We start from the raw sequence: 19,176 nt of genomic DNA, 5'->3' as shown, positions 1-19,176 counted from the left end.
ATGAAAGTAGTCACGAAAACCTAACATTTCATTTCTATGTAGCAATACCGCTAAATAGGCTTCGTTCACCGAAAAGTTCGGACTCCAAAGATATGAGGGTCTCGTAACTCTGGAAAGAAATAAAGAAACGCGAAAGCATTGCGTAAATCTCAACTTGCCGGCTTAAATATTAAGGCAGCAAATAAAGGAGTAGTAAAAACCGAGTTTGCTAACACCACAAACAGTAGAGCATTGCCCTAGCTCTGGTCATACCCACATAGTGCAATGCTTTACTTTCATCATCACTTAATTTTGAGGGGTGTACTAAATCTACCAAAATAATCACATCATTCTCTAACCCTTTGAAGTCTTGGATTTTCGAAAAGTTTATTCCCTCAAACGGTAATTTCCTTACTACATAGTCATCAAGTTCTGATATGAGTTCTCGTGTTGCTGCGGGTAGCTTTTTGATAATAGACTTGCGTATACTTATTGGTGAAAGTATTGTAACTGAGCTAGGCATCAACTCTGAATTTGCTAGTTCAGTAATGAGTTTATCTAGTTTGCCTACCAGCTCACTTTCATTACCGTGATATTCAATAACTTCGGGACCATCGGCAAGGGTTGGCGTACCCACATCACACGTAAGTTCTTTTTGAACCGACTTAAGAATATTAGAAGTGTTTCTGCAATTTACGCTAAGTGGAAGAAGCGTTGGGTTGTTCCTGTTTTTTAACCAGTTGAAGGCTTCTACGTCCAATGTATCTAATAAATTAGCTTGGTTATTGGCATCGTGAAAAAAATACCACTGTCCATTGTCAAGACCACCAGCTATTAATGAGTCTAGTAGCTGCAAGTCTTGAAAATTCAGCAAATCTTGCCCTTCATCAACGATGAGTGAGTCGAAAACATCGAGACCAGAGCGGCGTAATGCGTTGCCCACTGACGATATGGTTGCTATAACTAGACGGTCGTTTTGAATTCGCGTTGTTAAGTAATGCCTAAGCCATGAAGACTTGCAGACGAAAAGCGTATTAAGCCCCTTTGCGATAAACCTTCTGGATAGTTCAGCGGCTAAGAATGTTTTACCTGTACCTGCCCCTCCCTGGCAAATTACGCGTTTATTAATCTCAGCAATGTCGACAAATTTATACTGTTCTTCGGTTAATCTTACCGATGACTGCTCTACTTGTTTTACATGGTCAAATAGCGGTTGAATAGTCTCAAAATCGGGCCGCAAATATGCTGCTATGGCTTCAACATCAGCTTGGCTGATTAATTGATCGTTGTTAGGCCTTTCTAGCGTCCAATAGTCAAATAACGCTTTAAGCCAATGATTGAAATTACTAAAATCACGGCTGTCGCATATCATTTCTCTGTCCCACTCTCCACCATCAGATCGCCAAAGCGAGTCAGGGCATACCACGCCATACCCGATAGGAAAACGAACTTTGTGTTGACCTAAATAATCATCAATTTTCCTAACTATCGCATGTACAGCCGTATTTGCCTGATGAAAAGGGTCTTGAATTTGGTCTTTGCCATTTCTTCCCTCTGTAGACCACTTACCATCTACATAGGAGATTTTTCCGCCTTTAACTTCTAAGACAAATAAGCCGTAAATGGAGACTATGACAAAATCTGCTTCACCGACCCGTTTGTAATCGTGTTTTGTAAGTAATAGCGAATGGAAGCCTACTGGATGATGATCGGCAAATTCAGAGTCTGAGAGTTTTTCAAAAACTTTTAACTCTGCTTTGCTCGTCGTGTTATGAGGCTTCCCTGGTATCAACTTCACATTTTACGCCTTGAATAAATCGAGCGCTTTGTTCATGTCGAACAATTCATCAGCGTCTTTTATTGTTTTAAGCCGCATTGACTCTTCAAAGTTTGAAGACAACACCTTTGACATAAGCTTAGGGCGAGTAGAAAAAGTAATGGCGCCTCCTTTTACCCGATACTCTTCTTTAGTGTTTAGCTCCCAAGAAAGTACATCTTGTTCATCCATTTCCATAAATAAAATAAACTTCTGTAGATTATCTTGCGCCTTAGAATTCGTTGTATCTTTTATATACTTTTGGAACATCAGCGGCGGTTGAACTGGCGCTTTTTGCACAGTAACGCGAGCCCCAGTCGCTTTATGCGACAAAGCGACCATGTGATGCGACACCCAATTTCGAAGACCGCTTACACTGCGAACTCGTTCAGGCACTCGCTTTATACCTTGGAAAAGACCATAGAAAGCGGCTACCAGAAAGTAATCTTCTTCAGTAAAGCTTTCATGATAGAACTTTAAAGCAGTTTCTGTGTGGTCACGTACAAAAATCATTGAGATCAACAAAAAGGGTTTTGAGCCCCCCTCTTCTTCACTCTCATAATGATTAATAAGCTTAGCGAAGTACGTGTCTAGGTCGCCTTCATACGTTCTATCAACGAGTTGCCTTAATCGCTTAGCAAGGCCCGCAACCTTTGTGTAAGCGTCTGGTATACCATCTTTGCTTTCAAACGAATTAAGCAAATCGTGCTGAATAGTGCCAAAGTCAGATTCACTTGAGGCTATATCAAGCACTCTCTTATAGAAAGAATCGAGTTCACTTACTGAGTTGGCATCAGTTAGCCAATTTTGGAAGGCAATAATAGCCTCACTGGTCAGCTCTTCAGAACGTTTCCCTACAAATTTGTTATAAAGTTCACAAGAAAGGCGACCATTTTTTGTTTGGTAATATGCCAGTGATAAAGCACCACCAAGTGCCTCTGCTTTTTTATAATCAATAGTAATATCGGCAATGTCTGCCAAACTCATACAGCCCACTGATAAGTCTACGTCTAGCTCAGAAGGCAAATTGCCTTGCTTCCCAGATTTAAACAGTTTTGCATTTTGCGTAATGTATTTTGGAGGAAATCCACCATGTTGACGTGTAAGCTCGCTTTTTAATAAGTCACTGGCCTTGGCATTTTTTAGAAATACAGTTTTTATAATGCTAATAGGTAGCGGCGCTGGTATTAAAATTTCGTCGACATCAGAACGTAATATCTGGTCAAGACTACCGAACTCATACTGCTGTTCAGAAGCCCTACCATAAACGCTTGGCGACTCAAGCCCATTTAGGTCTACTTCAACTATACAACTTTCAAGATTAGGATCTTCCGAAACAGAAAGTTCAAGCGCGTCAGTTAAGTTAGTTTGATCATTTAGAGTAATGTACCCTTTAGGCCTTTCTACCTGAATATCTCGAAGATACGCATTACCTTCAAACGCCTGCATTTCTACAATCATATTACAGTCGAAGTAATATTTAAGATTTTCTGTATTGGTTACCAAAAACCATTTGTTAGCGCTCATATTTTAATTCTCTTGAGGAGTTCATGTTTTTCAACGTGGCCATTTCGCTCAATTTCAATCATTTCGCCTAAGGGCGGAAGAATGTCTTCAAATATACTTTCTTGTACTTCACTTTTTAACAAAAACAGTCTGTCTCGCGCACGCGACGCCATGACATACATTCGCTTCATTAACGATTCGATGTCACTACCTATTGCTTTAAAGCCGTCAATGATAATAAACACTTCGTCAAACTCTATGCCTTTCACAGATTTATCATTTAAAACAACAATTCCGCCCTGTGAGAAGTCGATGTTTACTGAGCCTTTTTGATCGGAATAGTAGGTACTAACAATAGGGGCAGCTTCTCGCCTTTGCTTATGGTCATTTTTTAGGTATTTCGCCCAATACCCTCTTTTATTTTCATTCGCGACAAACAAACCTATCAACTTTGATGGGTCATTATCATAAGAACTTAAAATGAGTTCCTTTACACTTTCAAGCATCTTATATTCATACAATATAGGAACGTGTGCCGATGGCTTTTTCGGAAGCGCTGGCTTTTCACTCGATTTGTCAGTATAGAAATAATTAGCAAAGGCAGAAATCGGCGTGGTGTTTCGCCAGTTTTCTTTCAGGTGGAATAAGTCGTCTTTTTCTAGACCCAATGCATCCAGTAAATCTGCCTGCGATGAGTTCTCTTCGGTAATCTGCTGATTTTGATCAGCAACGATAAAGAAATTTTCGACATTAAGAGCCTCGACCGCTTCGTACCATTCTGGCGGTAAATCCTGACCTTCATCAATAATAAAGTTCGTTGATGGACACGATGCGCCTAGATCTTCAAAACGATTAATCAACGCTTCATAGTCCGGTTTGTGGTTATCAATTTCAGGCATCTTCGCTTGTTCAAAATTTGCCTGCGAGCCACCCGCTACTTTGTATTGAAAATCATAAAGCCAAGACATAGCAGTATTCATATGAAAATTTTCATCAGCCCCAGCTAATAATTTATTTGCATGGTTTAGTACATGGTTATACGACAAGAATAGCGTTTCATTTGTTGTCGCGTATTTTCTAAGGCGCATGAGCGCAACTACAGATTTCCCGGTCCCAGGAGCACCAACAACCAAGTATTGCCCATCCGCAGGTAGTCGAATCGCCATTCTCTGATCTTTTGTTAATTCATGTTCTTTAGGTAACTCAAAAACACGTGCGGCCATTATTTTTTCACAAACTCCTTCAGTGACGGTATACCTTCATCTGGCTTACCTTTAATAAAAACTCTATCTAGAAATACATTGTTATAACTGCATGAAGTTTCTGGCAAAAGGACACAGCCATGACAGGCTGCACGATTTAACCAAGATGGCCCCTGCCCTTCCATGTCACCGCACACGGGGTCCATTGAGCACCATTCAAGTTGCTTGAATACAGAATCCAATAGTTTGATGAATCGACGTGGTTTCGCCTGCTCAATTATTCCACCAAGCGAACCTGCAATATCAGGAACAGCAGTGTAAATAAGAACACCGGCCATTTTTTTATCTGCAGAACTATAGATTCGTTCCTGAAGAGACGCAGCGGGATAGCCCGCCATCGATTCCAGCTCTCTTATAAGTGCATGTGCCAACGTATGTAAAAGAATGAACCTAGGAGTAGGAATAGTCTTATCTAGCAAAATTATTTCGGAATCTTGATATCTCGTTTCTATTTCTGAAGCGCGCTGCCTAATGAGAGGGTGATGCTCCCATTTTTCAATGATTTCATTATCAAGTGTAAAAAACATGCCCTCGCCAAAAAGCTCTATAGCGGGTAACCAGTCAAGATTACCGGTAAAATCTGGAGCTACTATTGGTGTGGGGTCGAAATCTTCTGCATCGCTAGCGGCACGTTGAAAACCTTTATAAACCTCAATAACCCTCAGACGGTTTACGGCACTTAACTTGTCGATAACGTTAATCTCTGGTCTGATATCACTGCTTTCGCTGAGTGAACCTAGATAGTCAGCCCATTCGCTAGTTAAGTGAGTAGTTATAAAGTCAGCGTTACTATTGAATTTTTGGATTCTAGTTAGCGCCTCGAATTCATCAAACATCATGTCATCGGGCGTAACGCTGCTAAAGTCTAATGCATCCTTTGAATCACCTCTGTCAATCTGTTCCAATACTGCGAACAACTCTTCTTCTGAACACTTGAGCTCCCTCATCACTTTCTTTTCTGCTCGTTTTTTTTGCAGTCGCCTCTTTGCGTCTTTTATGCCAGCAACCAGCTGTGATTGCTGAGTTAATCTGAAAAACAACGAAGCTTTATCAATATTTGACTCTGGCGGTATGACTAACGTCCTTTCGCTAACTGAGGAAAACACCCGTGGGTCGTTCACTTCCATAACGGTATATGTAATAGCCTCGCTATTTAAAGATTTTCGTTCACGATAACCAGGCTGTTTGTGTACATTTCTTTGAAAATCCGTCATCTCTAACGAATTCTTAGCACCACACTTCTTGCACTGAACTTCCCATCGCCCTCTTTCATTAAGCTCTAGCTTTAGATAACTCTCGTTCGAGCTGGAACGACAATGTGTTTGAGCATCGTTTTTTGGATTACGGTGACTGAGTTTATGCCAAGGAACATCAATTAAATCACCATAACTACTTACAGCACACCATGTCACCTGACTCAGTGTTCCTTTGTTACACGTCGGGCATTTCAGCTTTTGGCTTATTTCAACACTGCTATTCTTCCAAGGTGCGAGATGCAATGTGTTGCATAAATTACATAAAGCCCAGTTCGGAAAGCGTACTGTAGGAATCGCGCCACCAGAGATCCTTAGGTTGGCGGTCTCATCAATCGATGCCTCAGGCGGCAAAACTAAATTGCTGGATACTTCCAGATGTCGTTTTACTCTTTCAACCGCGTGAAGTTTGCTTAAATTTTTTACAGGCCAAGTCGATGTGTCTTTAACAAACAGTAGATAGTCATTTTGATCTCGTACAATTGAACCTACACCAGCGTGCCCTGTGAGGTGAGAAAACCTTACAGGCGTAAACCATTGTTTATTTTTCAAAAATCAAGCCCCCCATCCACCTCAAAGAGACCTGTTTTTTCTACATTTCTCATGGAGTTTAACGTCTCCCAAAGCCCAGTTTTGGTTTTAACATCATCAAAAGACACCAATAAACTTTCAGCAGACTTGTCCTTAGCGAGGTATCTTAAGTTCGTTGCTGAGGATGCCTCTTTATTCCATTCTCGAATAAGACGAGCGATGTGCTCCTCGCACTCTTCCAACAACAGTTTTGTTTCGGTTTTATCCCCTACTAATGCACTTTTAATTCTAGTTTTCATCAATCGAATAATTGTTTGTGTTAAGGGGGTATCATAAGTAAGTTCTTGCGCATCAGAGTTTTTTAGCAAGCCACCTTCGGCATGTCGAAATGCCGATACTAAAGACGCATGAAGTGCTCTTTTTCTAACTTGATGTGTAAAAGGAGTAATGCTTGACGCCTCTACATAACGATAAAACGACTTATGGTAAGCCCTAAAATTTTCATAATGAGAGAGACTTCGGGCTTGGGTTTTATAATAGTTTGTGAAAACAATTCCTGGTGTATTACCTCTACCTACGCGACTGCTGGCCTGAATATATTCGGCAGTCGTCAATGGTTGGCCATTTATTACCATTAACGCTAGCCTTGGTTCATCTAAGCCTACCGACACCATATTTGTAGCTAATACAGAATCTATAGAATGTGCTTTGTGTTCATAACTTGCTTTGAGATCTTGGAAAACTTGAGCATTCTCTTCCGCTGTTTGGTTGCTAGTCAACGATTTCACTCTCAACTGCCTAGCGGGAAAGAATCGTTGAAAAAGCTCCACATTGTCTTTATTGTCTAGCAAAGTTTTTGGAACTACACCGTTAAAAAACGCGCTACTTCTGGCACTTTTGTCATCCCTTAAGCTATTCGCAGCAGAGAGATCTGTTTGCTCAAGTTGCTTCATAAATTCGTTAAACAACATGCTGCTCTGAACTTTTGGTACACCACTTTGAAAGTTCGTTCTGCTGTTTCCCACGCCTTTTAAACTACCGTGATAGACCATTTGGGTCCACCACGCGTCTTTAAGTTCAGGATCTTCAAAGCAGGCGTTAGGTGCTGATACAAGTGCAGCAGCCAGATGCTCAAGACAGCTAGTGCGCGTTTGCCCGAATGCCATATACCCCACGTAAAGCCTTCCAGGCTTTTCTGCTATTGGAACTTCTTTTGCAAAATAAGAATCTTTCTGCCTAATTCCTACAGGAGGAAACACAGCCGACTTCTCCCTTCCAAATAGGGCTTGCACCTGTTCTTTGGCTTGTCTGATTGTCGCTGTAGAGGCTATAAATTTTGGATAAACACCTCGCGATACCAAGATGGTTTCAAAACCAACTTCATATAAACCTACTATAGATCCGAGCGCCCCAGAAATAAGATGTAGCTCATCCTGAATTACTAGTTCGGGCGGCCTATTTGTGGCCCCTCCAAAAAAGGAAACAGCTCTGTCTTCCCAAGGTAGTCGAGCAAACTTGTCTACCGTTGCAATCAGTAAGGTTGGAGGAGAGCTATACAGCGCTTCATCGACCACATTGAAAGGAAGAGTATTTCCTGTAGCGTTTGCCAACTCGCAACCTTCGTGGTGACACTCAAATGAGAAGCTGCTTTCTGAAATGCTGAAACTATCATGTGAGAATGGTGTAGAGCACCACGGGCATTCCTGTAGAACAAACTTGCTATAGTTCCGATTATCCAGAACTTCTAAAGATTGCTTAAAGGTATTCGGTGATGAAGCACTGCCAAGCCAAAGACCTACACTGAAAGGCTCTTCGCCTAACTCACCTGACTCGGTACGTATAATTTCTAAAGCGGATACCACCTTACATGCGCGTATGAATTGCTGGGAAGTTAGTAATCGCAACGTATAGCGCATAATAGCGGCCGTGCCTCCACCACTATTTTTGTACCTGAGGCGTCGGTAAACAAAAACCAACGCCATGACGCCTAAGTATGCTTCAGTCTTTCCCCCACCGGTTGGAAACCATATCACGTCAACACAGTCTCTAAAGTCATTATCTTCATCAATGGAGGACTCAAGCGCTAACAAAACAAATGCTAACTGGAATGGCCGCCACGAATAAGGTTCGCCATTCTTTGGTGGGCCATTTAGCTCCATTTGCATAAGCATTGCTCTATTTGCTTGCGCAAATGCTTTTTGAGCGTAGTTATCGTTACGGAGTCTCGATACACCGCTTCTCATACGCTGTTTAGCTTCGTCCATACGCTCAACAATGCGGTTAGCGACCTTTACTTCTTCACTTGTCCCTGTTTTGGCTAATTCAATTTGACTATCTATCCAGTCTTCGTAGTTATCGATAAAGTCGCTTAGTTGGTTAAAAACCGACTTATCAGACTCGATAGACTTTAAGAATGAAAAGCTTAGTACTTTGTTAGCTTTACCTGCGTTGGCAGTAACCTGTGGAACTTCGACGGTTGGCATGAAGTCACTAAAAAACTCTGTCGTTTTCTCCCCTACTCGCCAATCTACTGCAACACCATGACCAATTGCATATACGCGTTCATCCTTATAACGTAGCTCTAACTCTTGCTCTTCTTCACTCAGTAATGCATGGCTAACCCTAGGGTAATCTTTGAGAGAATTACTACTTATGAAACACTTAAGCTCAGCTTGAAAAATCGAATTTTTCGCTGTCGCATCTCTTTCCGATTCTTGTTCTTCCTTTGCTTGGGAGCTGATATTGCTTAATGAAACAGTGACTATTTTTCCTATTCCGTGAGGCCTTATCTTCACATCTACAAGGGCTCTTGAGTTCATTACAGTGAAGCGTGAAGATTCAGCTAGGGCTACCTCTATTTCTTCTCCCTCATTAGAGACCACTGAATTTTTCTCCCACGCCTGACGGTTGTTTTGTTTTCCGGCTTTAGTAAAGGAGAAACCGCTGTAAAAAACACGGATTGATTGAGTTAATTGATCTACATAAAAAGAAAAGCCCATAGAAGATGGGGGTTGATAGCGGACTTTTTTAGCACCGCTTGCCATTGAGGCTTCACTGTCATCATCTTCAGACTGCTCATCGTCATCTGATTCATAAACTGTACCCACTGGGTAGAGAATTCCGGTTGTATAACAATTAAAAGGATTAGACTCCCATAAGGTGTTATCCTTCAAAACATTGCCCGTTAGTGTATCTTTTACCCAGCTAACTAAGCTCTGTCTCGCTTTACTATAATCCGTCATACAACTCCATCCCTGGTTTCACGCACTTGCAGAATGACTCGATAAAATTTGAATACTATTGAAAAATTAGGAGTTCAATTTCTTTGATTTAACTAAATTATAATTTAACAGCCATTTTTATACTAGACTAAAGTATAACATTAAAGCGTTAAGTCTCTGAGCTATATATAAAAGTACAATATGGCAATGATGGTTCTACCTAAAGCCTTGCAGAGGCCTATACAGTTAAAGTCAGTTTTCTATCGAAATAAGGATGTGTACTTATGAGCTTACAAAGAATAAAACCAGCCAAGCAAGGAGAGCTAGATGGTGCCTGCGGCTTCTATGCCATTGTTAACGCTATCCACGCACTTGAACCCAGCCTTGATAAGCCTGAACTTTTTAGTCAAGTATTGGCCGCTTTCCTAAGAGATGGCGACTATATGAGTTATTTTAATGGTACAAAACGGGGGACCATAAAGAATACTCTAAGTCGAGTGCTAGACTATCTCAATTCTCATTTCGATATGTACCACGATAGAACCCAAGAACTTTATGAATTTGAATTTTCTATTCCATATTGGTTGAACGACACGTCACGTAATAGAAAACAAGTACTTGAGCAGATAGCTCAAGCGGATAATGCAAAAAACTGTGTTTGCATTGTCGGCTACGACCATCAGACGGGAGGCCATTGGTCAGTTGTTAAGAAGGTTTCTGACAAAGGCTTACATATGCTCGATTCCGATAACGAAAAAAGTATCATTCCACTTTACGAACTTACTATTGACAGCTCTAGAAACCCTGGGCCATCGAAACCATATAACTTTACGTCAGAAGATATTTTTGTAATCAGAAAAAAATGGCTTGGTGAGCTTATAGCTTTATAGAACAGCCGCATTCAAAATACAACTCAACCACCAACTCAATTGACATATCTTTGTATGACTACCAGCTTAAATGTCTTATCCCACCTATCAGTGGATATATAATTTCACACAGCGAAATCAAACACAATAAAACAACATTGAATACAAATATGTCTTCAATATTGTTTTATTGGTGTATATTCACCTCTGTAAACTTCGTTAAATAAAAACGTGGAATAAAGAAGTCTAATTACGTGGCAATAACCGCAAAAATGACTATCTAAGTCACTGGCGATGCTGATGAGGTCGCCCTCTTTTATCAGAAAGTTTTTAATACATCGGCTTTACCAGCAGAGAACTCTGGATCGCAAGCTACTTCAGTGAGTCTCAATATTGATGACGATAAGAAAAAGCAAAAAATCGTAAACGCGATGAAACAGTTTAATCAGCATGGAATTTTGCTAATTGTCGCTGTTCTGAGTACAGCCAAAGAGTACGCTCAACGTGAGGATGTGTATTCCTATGCAAGCTTTTCAGATATCAAACACTGGTATAAGGAAAAGAAACTCAAAATCAACGAACGTCAAATATCTAATCGAGTTGGCGCACTTAACAAGCAAACAAGCAAACAAGCAAGTTAGAGATTGTGAATCGACACTAATTTCCTAGACGCCTCTTAGTTAGATAAACTAACTAAAAATATAGAGGTGCATATGAGCGGCAAGCGCTACCCAGAAGAATTCAAAATTGAAGCGGTTAAACAAGTGGTTGATCGCGGCCATGCAATATCTGACGTTGCCAAACGATTAGATGTCACAACGCACAGTCTTTATGCGTGGGTTAAAAAATACGGTCCTGATTCTAAACAGCACAACGAATTAAGCGATGCTCAGGCTGAAATTAGACGGTTGCAAAAAGAGTTAAAGCGAACAACAGAAGAACGTGATCTGTTGAAAAAAGCCGCGGCATACTTCGCAAAGCAGTCCGACTGAGGTATGCCTTTATCAAAGAAAACTCGGACAGTTGGCCTGTTCGCTGGTTGTGCAAAATGTTCGATGTTCACCCAAGTGGTTATTACGCATGGAACAAACGCCCTCATTCTAACCGAGCTAAAGCCAATCAACGTCTTACAGGTTTGATTAAGCAGTTCTGGTTAGAGTCAGGCGGCGTTTACGGTTATCGAAAAGTCCATTCTGACTTGCGAGATATTGGTGAAAAGTGCGGTGTGAATCGCGTTTATCGGCTGATGCGAGATGAAGGACTGAAAGCTCAAGTTGGGTACCGAAAGCCTCGTCATCGTAGCGGAGAAAACCATATCGTTGTACCTAATCGATTACAGCGCCAATTCAATCCTGAGTCGCCAGATGAATCTTGGGTGACCGACATCCCCCATATCCGCACTCATGAGGGGTGGCTTTACTTGGCTGTGGTTGTCGATTTGTTCTCACGTAAAGTCATTGGCTGGTCAATGCAATCACGGATCACTAAGGAAATTGTGCTAGATGCCTTATTAATGGCGGTATGGCGGCGTAATCCTAAGAAAATGGTGACAGTTCATTCAGATCAAGGAAGCCAATATACGAGTCATGATTGGCAACACTTCCTTAAAGTGAATGGCCTTGAAGGCAGCATGAGCAGACGCGGTAACTGCCATGATAATGCGGTAGCTGAGAGCTTCTTCCAACTGCTGAAACGTGAGCGAGTAAAGCGAAAACATGGTTCCAATGATCTGCTTTCGCCAGTAGAGTATGAAAAGCGATATCAAGAACGGCTGAGAAGTGTCTAGATTATTGGTGTCGATTCAAATCGCTCTGAAATCACGCTACAGAATATTGCCAAATACATGAATGCCAGAGGACTTTACAATGAGCCCACTAACCGCTCACTTTGGAAAGCGCTTGGCAAACTAGAAGGATGCAACTGTGGTAAACGCATTAAAGGCTCGCGGAGCAATGTAGCAAGATTTAAGTTTTTTACGACATGCTGGATTTAGCTGAGACAGCACTTTACCCTGACAACCAAAGCCACGAAGATTCGTATCGTGATGTGCAAGCCGAAACATCACAAGAGCCGACATTTGAAACCGACGATGTGCATGACAACGACTGGTACAGTCATTCTCTCCTTTTAAGGCGTCACTATGACTTCAATATCGAGTTACCGTTTAAATTTACCGAATCGCAAGCAAGAAGACTCTCTGACTTAATAAACTCTGCGGTTATGTCTGAAGACGATGAACCAGATGAATTGAGCGCAGACGAAATTGATTTAACGTTTTATTTAGACGCGCGAACACCCATTGACATTGCATTGCCCGCAGATTTGACACAATCTGAATCATCCAGATTATCAAGCTTTTGCCATAGTTTGGCACGGGTTAGTGACTTTGACGGCTTTTAAGAACAGACAGTCAAGAAGCTACAAACTGTCATTAATCGCCGCGTGTGTCGGCTAATCGAACTTTGATTTTAAGTAAGCAGGAAATGTGATGAAAAGAGTGTTTTGGGTTAATGTAAACAGCAGCTACAAGGAAGTCGTAGACGGAAGGTTTTTATAGGCACCAAAACTCGGTGTGCGTAAAGATGGGATTACTTTTAAAAGACCAGGATGGGAGCAGCTGAAAAAAGTATCTCTCGGCGATATTGTCTTTATGCACCGCAAACAGCACATTGTAGGCGTAGCAACTGCGACATCCGCGATGCATGACAGTGAAATCCCAGGAACGCGTACAACTTAAAAGAAGCTTCTGCTGAAAAAGGCATGCATCGCTCAACATTAAAAAACGGCTGCTTAAAGCTCGTAAAAGTGAAGAAATACGCCTTTGAATCAGAAATGTCTATTTCCGCAGAATCCCTTTTACTTCTGTGCGCTCATCCAAATTTACGGTTAAAAGAAGACTTATTCTCTTCTGATGGCTACTACATACTTTTAGATAATCAAGTGCGCCTGCATTTATTCTTCAGAAATACTGGAGATAATGAATATATTGCATTTGCATCGATTGATGGGGTCACGTTGTTTAATGTTAACTGCGCGACAAACGGTTACGGCATCTTTTCAAACAGCTTATTATTTCGTAACGTCACTTCACTAAAACCTCATGAAAAAACAGCATTGCACAATTTAATACGTGGCTGTGCGAAACTGGACTGGGAAAAGTTCTTGGGCGACTTTGTTAAATACAAAATGCCATAACGGGAAATAAAGAAGGAGTGAAATCTAGAGTTGGTCACGAATTGTGACCATCCTGACAGTATTCAGAGGAAAAAATGAAAAGAAACGGAAATTCTGAAAAATCTGCTTAAAACCAACTAATTCAATGCTGCCAATGAGTTAGTAAACTCAAATATTTTTAAAATGACGCTGGAAAAAATTTTTGAAAGACAAATAAATGGTGCGTCTACCCTGACTCGAACAGGGGACCTCTACCATGTCAAGGTAGCGCTCTAACCAACTGAGCTATAGACGCATTTGAGAAGCCATCAGCATTTGCTGAATCGGCGCGTATAATAACGATGCACTTGTGTTGGTGCAAGTATATTTTCGGCTTCGGCGTTCAATCGAACAAACATTGTTCATAATGCTACTTTAATAACGATTTAAGTCTATAAAAAACACAGACTTTTGTTGTTTCTACTACACTTGTTCAAAATAAATTAAAATAATAAGCACAAGCTTGATGACGCTACGACAATTTATGTAGTTATTATTGGAATCTTTTGTCAGTGCAGAATACACCCAGTCACATTCGTAAGTCGTTTGTTTATTTATATATTGGCTTTGCCGTCATTGCCTGTTTATCACTGGTGTTTATCGAAAACAAGATACGCCACGATGTGGTAGATGCGACCTATGGCGATTTAAAACAGTCTTTGGTTGTCAGTGAAAAAATTCTGAAAGAGGAATTAGCGCAATATCGGCAACTGGTTCAAGTGCTGCACGACACACCCCCTATCCATGCATTGATGCGCAACAAAACGGAGGGTGCTGAGGGGAATGCAGATACGTCAGCAAAAGAAGACATTACGACCATTTTCACTGCAATGATGAAGCGCAATGCTCATATATTGCAATTAGCTGTTATTGGGCTAGAAAATAACGGCCGAGAAGTCGTTTGTGTGAGTCGCCAACAAGGTTTTGTTACCTCTGCCCCAGAGCCACAATTACTCGAAAAAGCGAACGAAGGTTACTTTTCCGAAATTAATCAACTGCAAAATAACCAAATTTATATCTCTTATTTTCATCTGAATAGAGAATACGGCAAAATCACGATTCCTTACACGCCCACAATCAAAATGGCGATCCCTCTTTTTCAACCCGGCAGCAATGAGCGCTTTGGCTTTTTAATCGCTAATATCGATGCGACGTACATTATCAAACAAGTGAATAGCGCCGTACGTGATCGTCTCGATTTAATGTTATTCGACGAAGCTGGGTACTTCGTTTCTCACCCTAATGGGGCCTTTCAATTTTCTCGCGATCTCGACACCACGTACACGTTTCAAGGCCAGTATGAGTTCGTTCAAAACGAAGGCGACGCGTTCGCTGGTATGAAAATATACAAAGAGCGAGATTCAGGTAAACAAATTCACGCGCTAATCAGCCCAATTTATACAGGTAATAATTATCTTGATGGCCACAACTACTTACAAATTCTGTTGAGTCAGGACGAAAGCGTTTTCAACAGTGAAATTAATGAGCGGCGCTCAACCGCCCTATTTTTAGTGGTCATTGCACTCACATTAATGCTGGCTATGTTGATACTGTTCGTAAAATTAATGCGCAACAGCTTAACCCTAGCCAATGCGCGTTCTGAGTTCGAGGCCATTATCAATAGTACCTCTGAAGCTATCGTGGGTATTGATCACCAAGGTTACATCACCAGCTGGAACTATGCTGCCAGCCGACTTTTTGACATTGCTGAGCAAGATGCATTAGGCAAAACTTTTGACCAGCTTCAAGTATTTAAAGAAGACATTGCGGCCGATATTAACGCATTGGTCAATGACATGTTTGTACCCGTTAAAGAATTCGACGCAATATCAAAAAATCACCATCGTTTTCCCGTCTCTGTAAGTTTCTCTCCGATAAGAAAAAACGCCCAATCTGTGGCTGGGGCGGCGCTGTTAATTCGCGATATTTCGGTAGAGCGTCATGCTCAGCAGGAAGTGAAGAAAGTGCATCAAAACCTCGAAAAACAAGTGAATGAACGCACAGCCGAGCTAGCCATTGCACATAGAGAAGCCCTGAAGTCGAGCGATTTAAAATCGGCGTTTATTTCAAATGTCAGCCACGAAATGCGCACGCCGCTGAACGGTATCCTCGGTTTTGTACACTTACTCAAACAAGGTTCATTGTCAGAAAGCCAAAAGCGCTACCTCAAAATGATGGAAACCAGCTCGAGTAGCTTACTGTCGTTAATTAACGATTTGTTGGATGTGTCTAAAATCGAAGCTGGAAAGCTAGATTTCGACAACATTGATTTTAACTTAATAGTGGAATTAGAGAGTATTGCCGACTCTCTGGTGATCAAAGCAGAAAATAAAGGGTTAATTCTTGATATCGACTTGTCGTCGGTTACCCATATCAATGTGCAAGGCGACCCTAATCGTTTAAAACAAATCGTTATTAATTTAATGACCAACGCCATCAAATTCACACACAAAGGCTATGTGAGCTTATCAGCAAAAACGACCCAACTAGAAAGCAACGATATATTGCTGCAATGTGAGATTAAAGATACCGGCATAGGCATTGCGAAAGAAAATCAAAAGAAACTGTTTGAGGCCTTTACCCAAGAAGATGGAAAAACGGCAACGCAATTTGGTGGCACCGGCTTGGGCTTATCTATCTGTAAGCAATTAACTCAGCTTATGGGCGGCGATATCTATTTTGAGTCGGAGAAAAACAAGGGGTCTACGTTCACTTTCACCGTTAAACTCAATCAGCCTGCGCTCGACTGTGCGCCATTGGCCCAGAGCCTCCAGTCGCAGCAATTTCTCATTTGCAGCAACGCTGATTGGCCAAAAGCCAGCCTGCAAAATTATGTAACTCGTTTTGGTGGAAGCGCCATATTATTAAACGATTACCTCACTCACAGTACACCGCCTCATATCGATGTTGTGATTGTTGATAAACGGCTAACGAATGCGGTGTCGCCAGAATTCTACGAAAACTTTACCAACCCCGACGGGTCACAAGCAAAAGTCATTTTAATTAAATCTGTACAGTCTGCAGAACAGTGTAATGACCCACGATTTGAGCTCCTGTCTTCACCGGTTCGTATGTCTGACTTTTTACATGCTGTTGACCACCAAGATGTGAATATTCCACCGCTAACGGAACGAGGAAAAATCACACAACTTGCAGAACACCGTTTTGCTGACGGCCTTCAGGTACTGATCGTTGATGATAACGGCATCAACATTGAAGTTGCCAATGCAATCGTGAGTAACATGAATGTGAAAACTCACACCGCAACGTCGGGGCAACAAGCCATTGACGTACTCAAACAATGTGAAGCCGACCAACAGCACATTGATGTTATTCTAATGGATTGCCAAATGCCTGATATGGATGGCTATCAAACCACACAGCACATTCGACAAGGTCAGGCCGGTAACCGTTATTTGCAAACTCCTATTATTGCTATGACTGCCAACGCATTTTCTGGTGCAAAAGAAAAATGCTTAGCGTCAGGCATGAACGATTACCTTACCAAGCCAATCGACAGACACCTGTTGTTCGAGAAAATCCTAGTAGTAACACAACACCCCTCGGCCAAATCAGCAGAAGCCGATACCCATGAGGCTATGGATAAAGGCAATGATAAGCCAGCTATAGATTCGTCATGTGTGGATGAAAATCCCCAACTTCATGAGCATCTGTCAGAATATGTAACGTGGAACAAAACCGACGCCTTGATGCGGTTGATGAATAATGATGACTTACTTAAAAAAGTGTGTGGTATGTTTGTAGAACGGCTACCCAATAAATACGAGTTATTATCAGAGGCTTTCGCTAATAAAGATGAAAAAGCCATTGTGCTTCACAGCCATTCTATTAAGGGTTTGAGTGCAGAGATTGGCGCAGAAAAGTTGAATGCGGCAATGAAATCAGTTGAGCGCGCGGCAAGAGACCAAGATTTTGAAAACGCTCAGGCTGTTTTTCTGCAAAGCCAGGCGCTCACACAGCCTCTTATCGAAGAAATCCAAGCTTACCTGTGTACAGAGAAACCAGATGCAACATAAGTCTCCCCTGCCTTTTCAAGAAAAATGTCTTATTGCTTGTCAGCCGAATTACTGACAAGCGAAGGGCAAGGGTTTCACTACATCCATCACCTCACCGCTAGCGGTCACTTTCATAAAGTATTCGCCCAAGCGGTCGGTTTCTTTCAAAACGCGCTGCCAGTAGTCGATTCGCGTTTTTTCATCCAGCTTTTCAAAATCTTTCCTGTCGGGGATCTTGCCAAAAGGCAACGACGCCACAAAGTCAGATGAAGGAACCAACATAACAACATTGTCATAACTCGACAAATGTGGGCGACGACGTTTTAGGCCTTTGTCAAACCAACCTGGGATTGGTCGGTCATAAAAATGCGGGTACAACACCAAGCCTTCACGCGGCCCAAACTTGAGATCAAAATGATAGTCGATGATACCGCCATCTCGATACACACCGTCTGGTGCCGCCACCATGTGGGTAACGCCCCTGATAACGAGAGGAATAGAACCTGATGCTAACAACGCATCTTTAACATTATTGTGGCCAAGTTCAATACGGTGGGTTGCTAAGCCGTGTGGGTCGGATACGCTCAAACGGCTATCTGGCGCTGAAAAAACATATCGGTCATAAAACAACGACAAACGCTTGCGACTGAAGCTATTGGCAATCGCACTGGCAGCCAGCCCACTCAACTGAGAAGTGCGGCTTTCACTCTCCATTAACCCACGGCACTTAGCCACAAAAATATGGGCTTTAAACCTTTCATTAGTCAATACGTCTAAAATACCGTCTTTGCCCATAACATAATGGATCAAATCTTGAGCTTTGCGGGTAATTTCGCTCACGTCGGGTTTGGCTGAATAAACAGTGTGGGAATAGTGTTCAGCTAATCGGTTAATCGCTTTCAATGGATCTTTTTGCACCATACACGCTGCACGAAATGCGCCTGCAGATGAACCAATCACTTGAATTTGCCCACCCCGTTTACTGAAGTATTCGGGAAACAACACACGATCAAGACCCGCTAATACAAACCATTTTGGCCCGCCAGACGCCCCGAGAAAATAATTAAACATCTTGGGATAAAACCCGTCTTTTTTGAGGGCTTTCATTGCGCTGGGACCAGCATATATATTAAGCGGAGCCAAAACCTACGTTCCTTGGTGAGATAAAAGCGATAATTTACCAGCTAATAACAAATAAAACACCCTGTACTAAAGAACATAACAATATAACCCGACTTTGCCTTTATCCAGCCGATGAGTTTTCCACACTTGCACAATTTATCGTCAGCACACATAAAACGATGCTAACACATCGCCATTATCGCACAATTGAATGGGTTACAGATCGCACGATCGGGCCGCTAGCCTGCGTCTTGTATGACATCTGCCTATATGATTCAGGTTTAAAATTAAATCACCCAAAGATTGCAAAGATTGTCAACAGATATTTTTATTGAACACAGAATAACCAAAATCAAAAATCCTTATTATTCATGCACTTGAATTTAAT

The 19,176-nt window shown here is 41.7% G+C and carries 12 protein-coding genes and 1 tRNA gene; 6 read left to right on the top strand and 7 right to left on the bottom strand.

The features are described 5' to 3' along the window. Nucleotides 1–208: 208 nt before the first annotated feature. Genes ACXAH6_RS01030 through ACXAH6_RS01010 form a run of 5 tightly spaced genes read right to left on the bottom strand, consistent with a single transcriptional unit; the run spans nt 209 to nt 9,589 of the window. Nucleotides 209–1,777: a nuclease-related domain-containing DEAD/DEAH box helicase gene (locus ACXAH6_RS01030; RefSeq protein ID WP_474874764.1), complete on the bottom strand. Its 1,569-nt coding sequence runs from the start codon at nt 1,775–1,777 to the stop codon at nt 209–211. A gap of 3 nt (nt 1,778–1,780) precedes the next feature. Continuing rightward, a complete protein-coding gene (locus tag ACXAH6_RS01025) occupies nt 1,781–3,322 on the bottom strand; it encodes a hypothetical protein (protein WP_474874763.1) in 1,542 nt (513 codons plus the stop codon). Continuing rightward, nucleotides 3,319–4,524 carry a DEAD/DEAH box helicase gene (locus ACXAH6_RS01020; RefSeq protein ID WP_474874762.1) on the bottom strand — a complete coding sequence of 402 codons (1,206 nt, stop codon included), beginning with the start codon at nt 4,522–4,524 and terminating at the stop codon, nt 3,319–3,321. Before ACXAH6_RS01020 ends, ACXAH6_RS01025 begins: the two co-directional genes overlap by 4 nt. After that, the gene (gene drmB, locus ACXAH6_RS01015) at nt 4,524–6,368 is read right to left on the bottom strand and encodes a DrmB family protein (protein WP_474874761.1); all 1,845 of its coding nucleotides are present in this window, start codon (nt 6,366–6,368) and stop codon (nt 4,524–4,526) included. The genes ACXAH6_RS01020 and drmB overlap by 1 nt, the downstream gene beginning before the upstream one ends. Continuing rightward, complete coding sequence (locus ACXAH6_RS01010) at nt 6,365–9,589, bottom strand: helicase-related protein (protein WP_474874760.1); 3,225 nt, start codon at nt 9,587–9,589, stop codon at nt 6,365–6,367. The genes drmB and ACXAH6_RS01010 overlap by 4 nt, the downstream gene beginning before the upstream one ends. Nucleotides 9,590–9,852: 263 nt before the next feature. On the opposite strand from ACXAH6_RS01010, the gene ACXAH6_RS01005 reads away from it, so the two are divergent. The 5 genes from ACXAH6_RS01005 (at nt 9,853) to ACXAH6_RS00985 (ending at nt 13,632) form a co-directional block, all read left to right on the top strand. After that, nucleotides 9,853–10,458: a hypothetical protein gene (locus tag ACXAH6_RS01005; protein WP_474874759.1), complete on the top strand. Its 606-nt coding sequence runs from the start codon at nt 9,853–9,855 to the stop codon at nt 10,456–10,458. A 359-nt stretch (nt 10,459–10,817) separates the two neighbouring features. After that, nucleotides 10,818–11,078 carry a hypothetical protein gene (locus ACXAH6_RS01000; RefSeq protein ID WP_474874758.1) on the top strand — a complete coding sequence of 87 codons (261 nt, stop codon included), beginning with the start codon at nt 10,818–10,820 and terminating at the stop codon, nt 11,076–11,078. Nucleotides 11,079–11,150: 72 nt separating this feature from the next. Beyond that, nucleotides 11,151–12,223 (top strand): IS3 family transposase gene (locus ACXAH6_RS00995; RefSeq protein ID WP_474874757.1). Its coding sequence is split into 2 segments (ribosomal slippage): nt 11,151–11,397 and nt 11,397–12,223, totalling 1,074 coding nucleotides; the frame shifts between segments, so codons are not numbered across the junction. 194 nt (nt 12,224–12,417) lie between these two features. Beyond that, complete coding sequence (locus tag ACXAH6_RS00990) at nt 12,418–12,837, top strand: hypothetical protein (protein ID WP_474874756.1); 420 nt, start codon at nt 12,418–12,420, stop codon at nt 12,835–12,837. Nucleotides 12,838–13,197: 360 nt separating this feature from the next. After that, a complete protein-coding gene (locus tag ACXAH6_RS00985; RefSeq protein WP_474874755.1) occupies nt 13,198–13,632 on the top strand; it encodes a hypothetical protein in 435 nt (144 codons plus the stop codon). 197 nt (nt 13,633–13,829) lie between these two features. Here ACXAH6_RS00985 and ACXAH6_RS00980 read toward each other — a convergent pair. Continuing rightward, a tRNA-Val gene (locus tag ACXAH6_RS00980) sits at nt 13,830–13,906 on the bottom strand. Between the two features lie 256 nt (nt 13,907–14,162). On the opposite strand from ACXAH6_RS00980, the gene ACXAH6_RS00975 reads away from it, so the two are divergent. Further along, nucleotides 14,163–17,687 (top strand): ATP-binding protein, encoded by a 3,525-nt coding sequence (locus ACXAH6_RS00975; protein ID WP_474874754.1) that lies wholly within the window; start codon nt 14,163–14,165, stop codon nt 17,685–17,687. Nucleotides 17,688–17,735: 48 nt separating this feature from the next. On the opposite strand, the gene ACXAH6_RS00970 is transcribed toward ACXAH6_RS00975, so the two are convergent. After that, nucleotides 17,736–18,809, bottom strand: a complete 1,074-nt coding sequence (locus tag ACXAH6_RS00970) for a patatin-like phospholipase family protein (RefSeq protein WP_474874753.1) — start codon at nt 18,807–18,809, stop codon at nt 17,736–17,738. Nucleotides 18,810–19,176: the final 367 nt, after the last annotated feature.

Source organism: Alteromonas sp. ABE4_545 (assembly GCF_056161325.1).
The sequence above is the reverse complement of the archived record's forward strand: the minus strand, read 5'-3'. Positions and strand labels throughout refer to the sequence as shown.

Coding starts and splice junctions, on each gene's coding strand:
- ACXAH6_RS01025 (WP_474874763.1), bottom strand. CDS start 3,322: ATGAGCGCTAACAAATGGTTTTTGGTAACCAATACAGAAAATCTTAAA.
- ACXAH6_RS01020 (WP_474874762.1), bottom strand. CDS start 4,524: ATGGCCGCACGTGTTTTTGAGTTACCTAAAGAACATGAATTAACAAAA.
- ACXAH6_RS01010 (WP_474874760.1), bottom strand. CDS start 9,589: ATGACGGATTATAGTAAAGCGAGACAGAGCTTAGTTAGCTGGGTAAAA.
- ACXAH6_RS01005 (WP_474874759.1), top strand. CDS start 9,853: ATGAGCTTACAAAGAATAAAACCAGCCAAGCAAGGAGAGCTAGATGGT.
- ACXAH6_RS00990 (WP_474874756.1), top strand. CDS start 12,418: ATGCTGGATTTAGCTGAGACAGCACTTTACCCTGACAACCAAAGCCAC.
- ACXAH6_RS00985 (WP_474874755.1), top strand. CDS start 13,198: ATGCATCGCTCAACATTAAAAAACGGCTGCTTAAAGCTCGTAAAAGTG.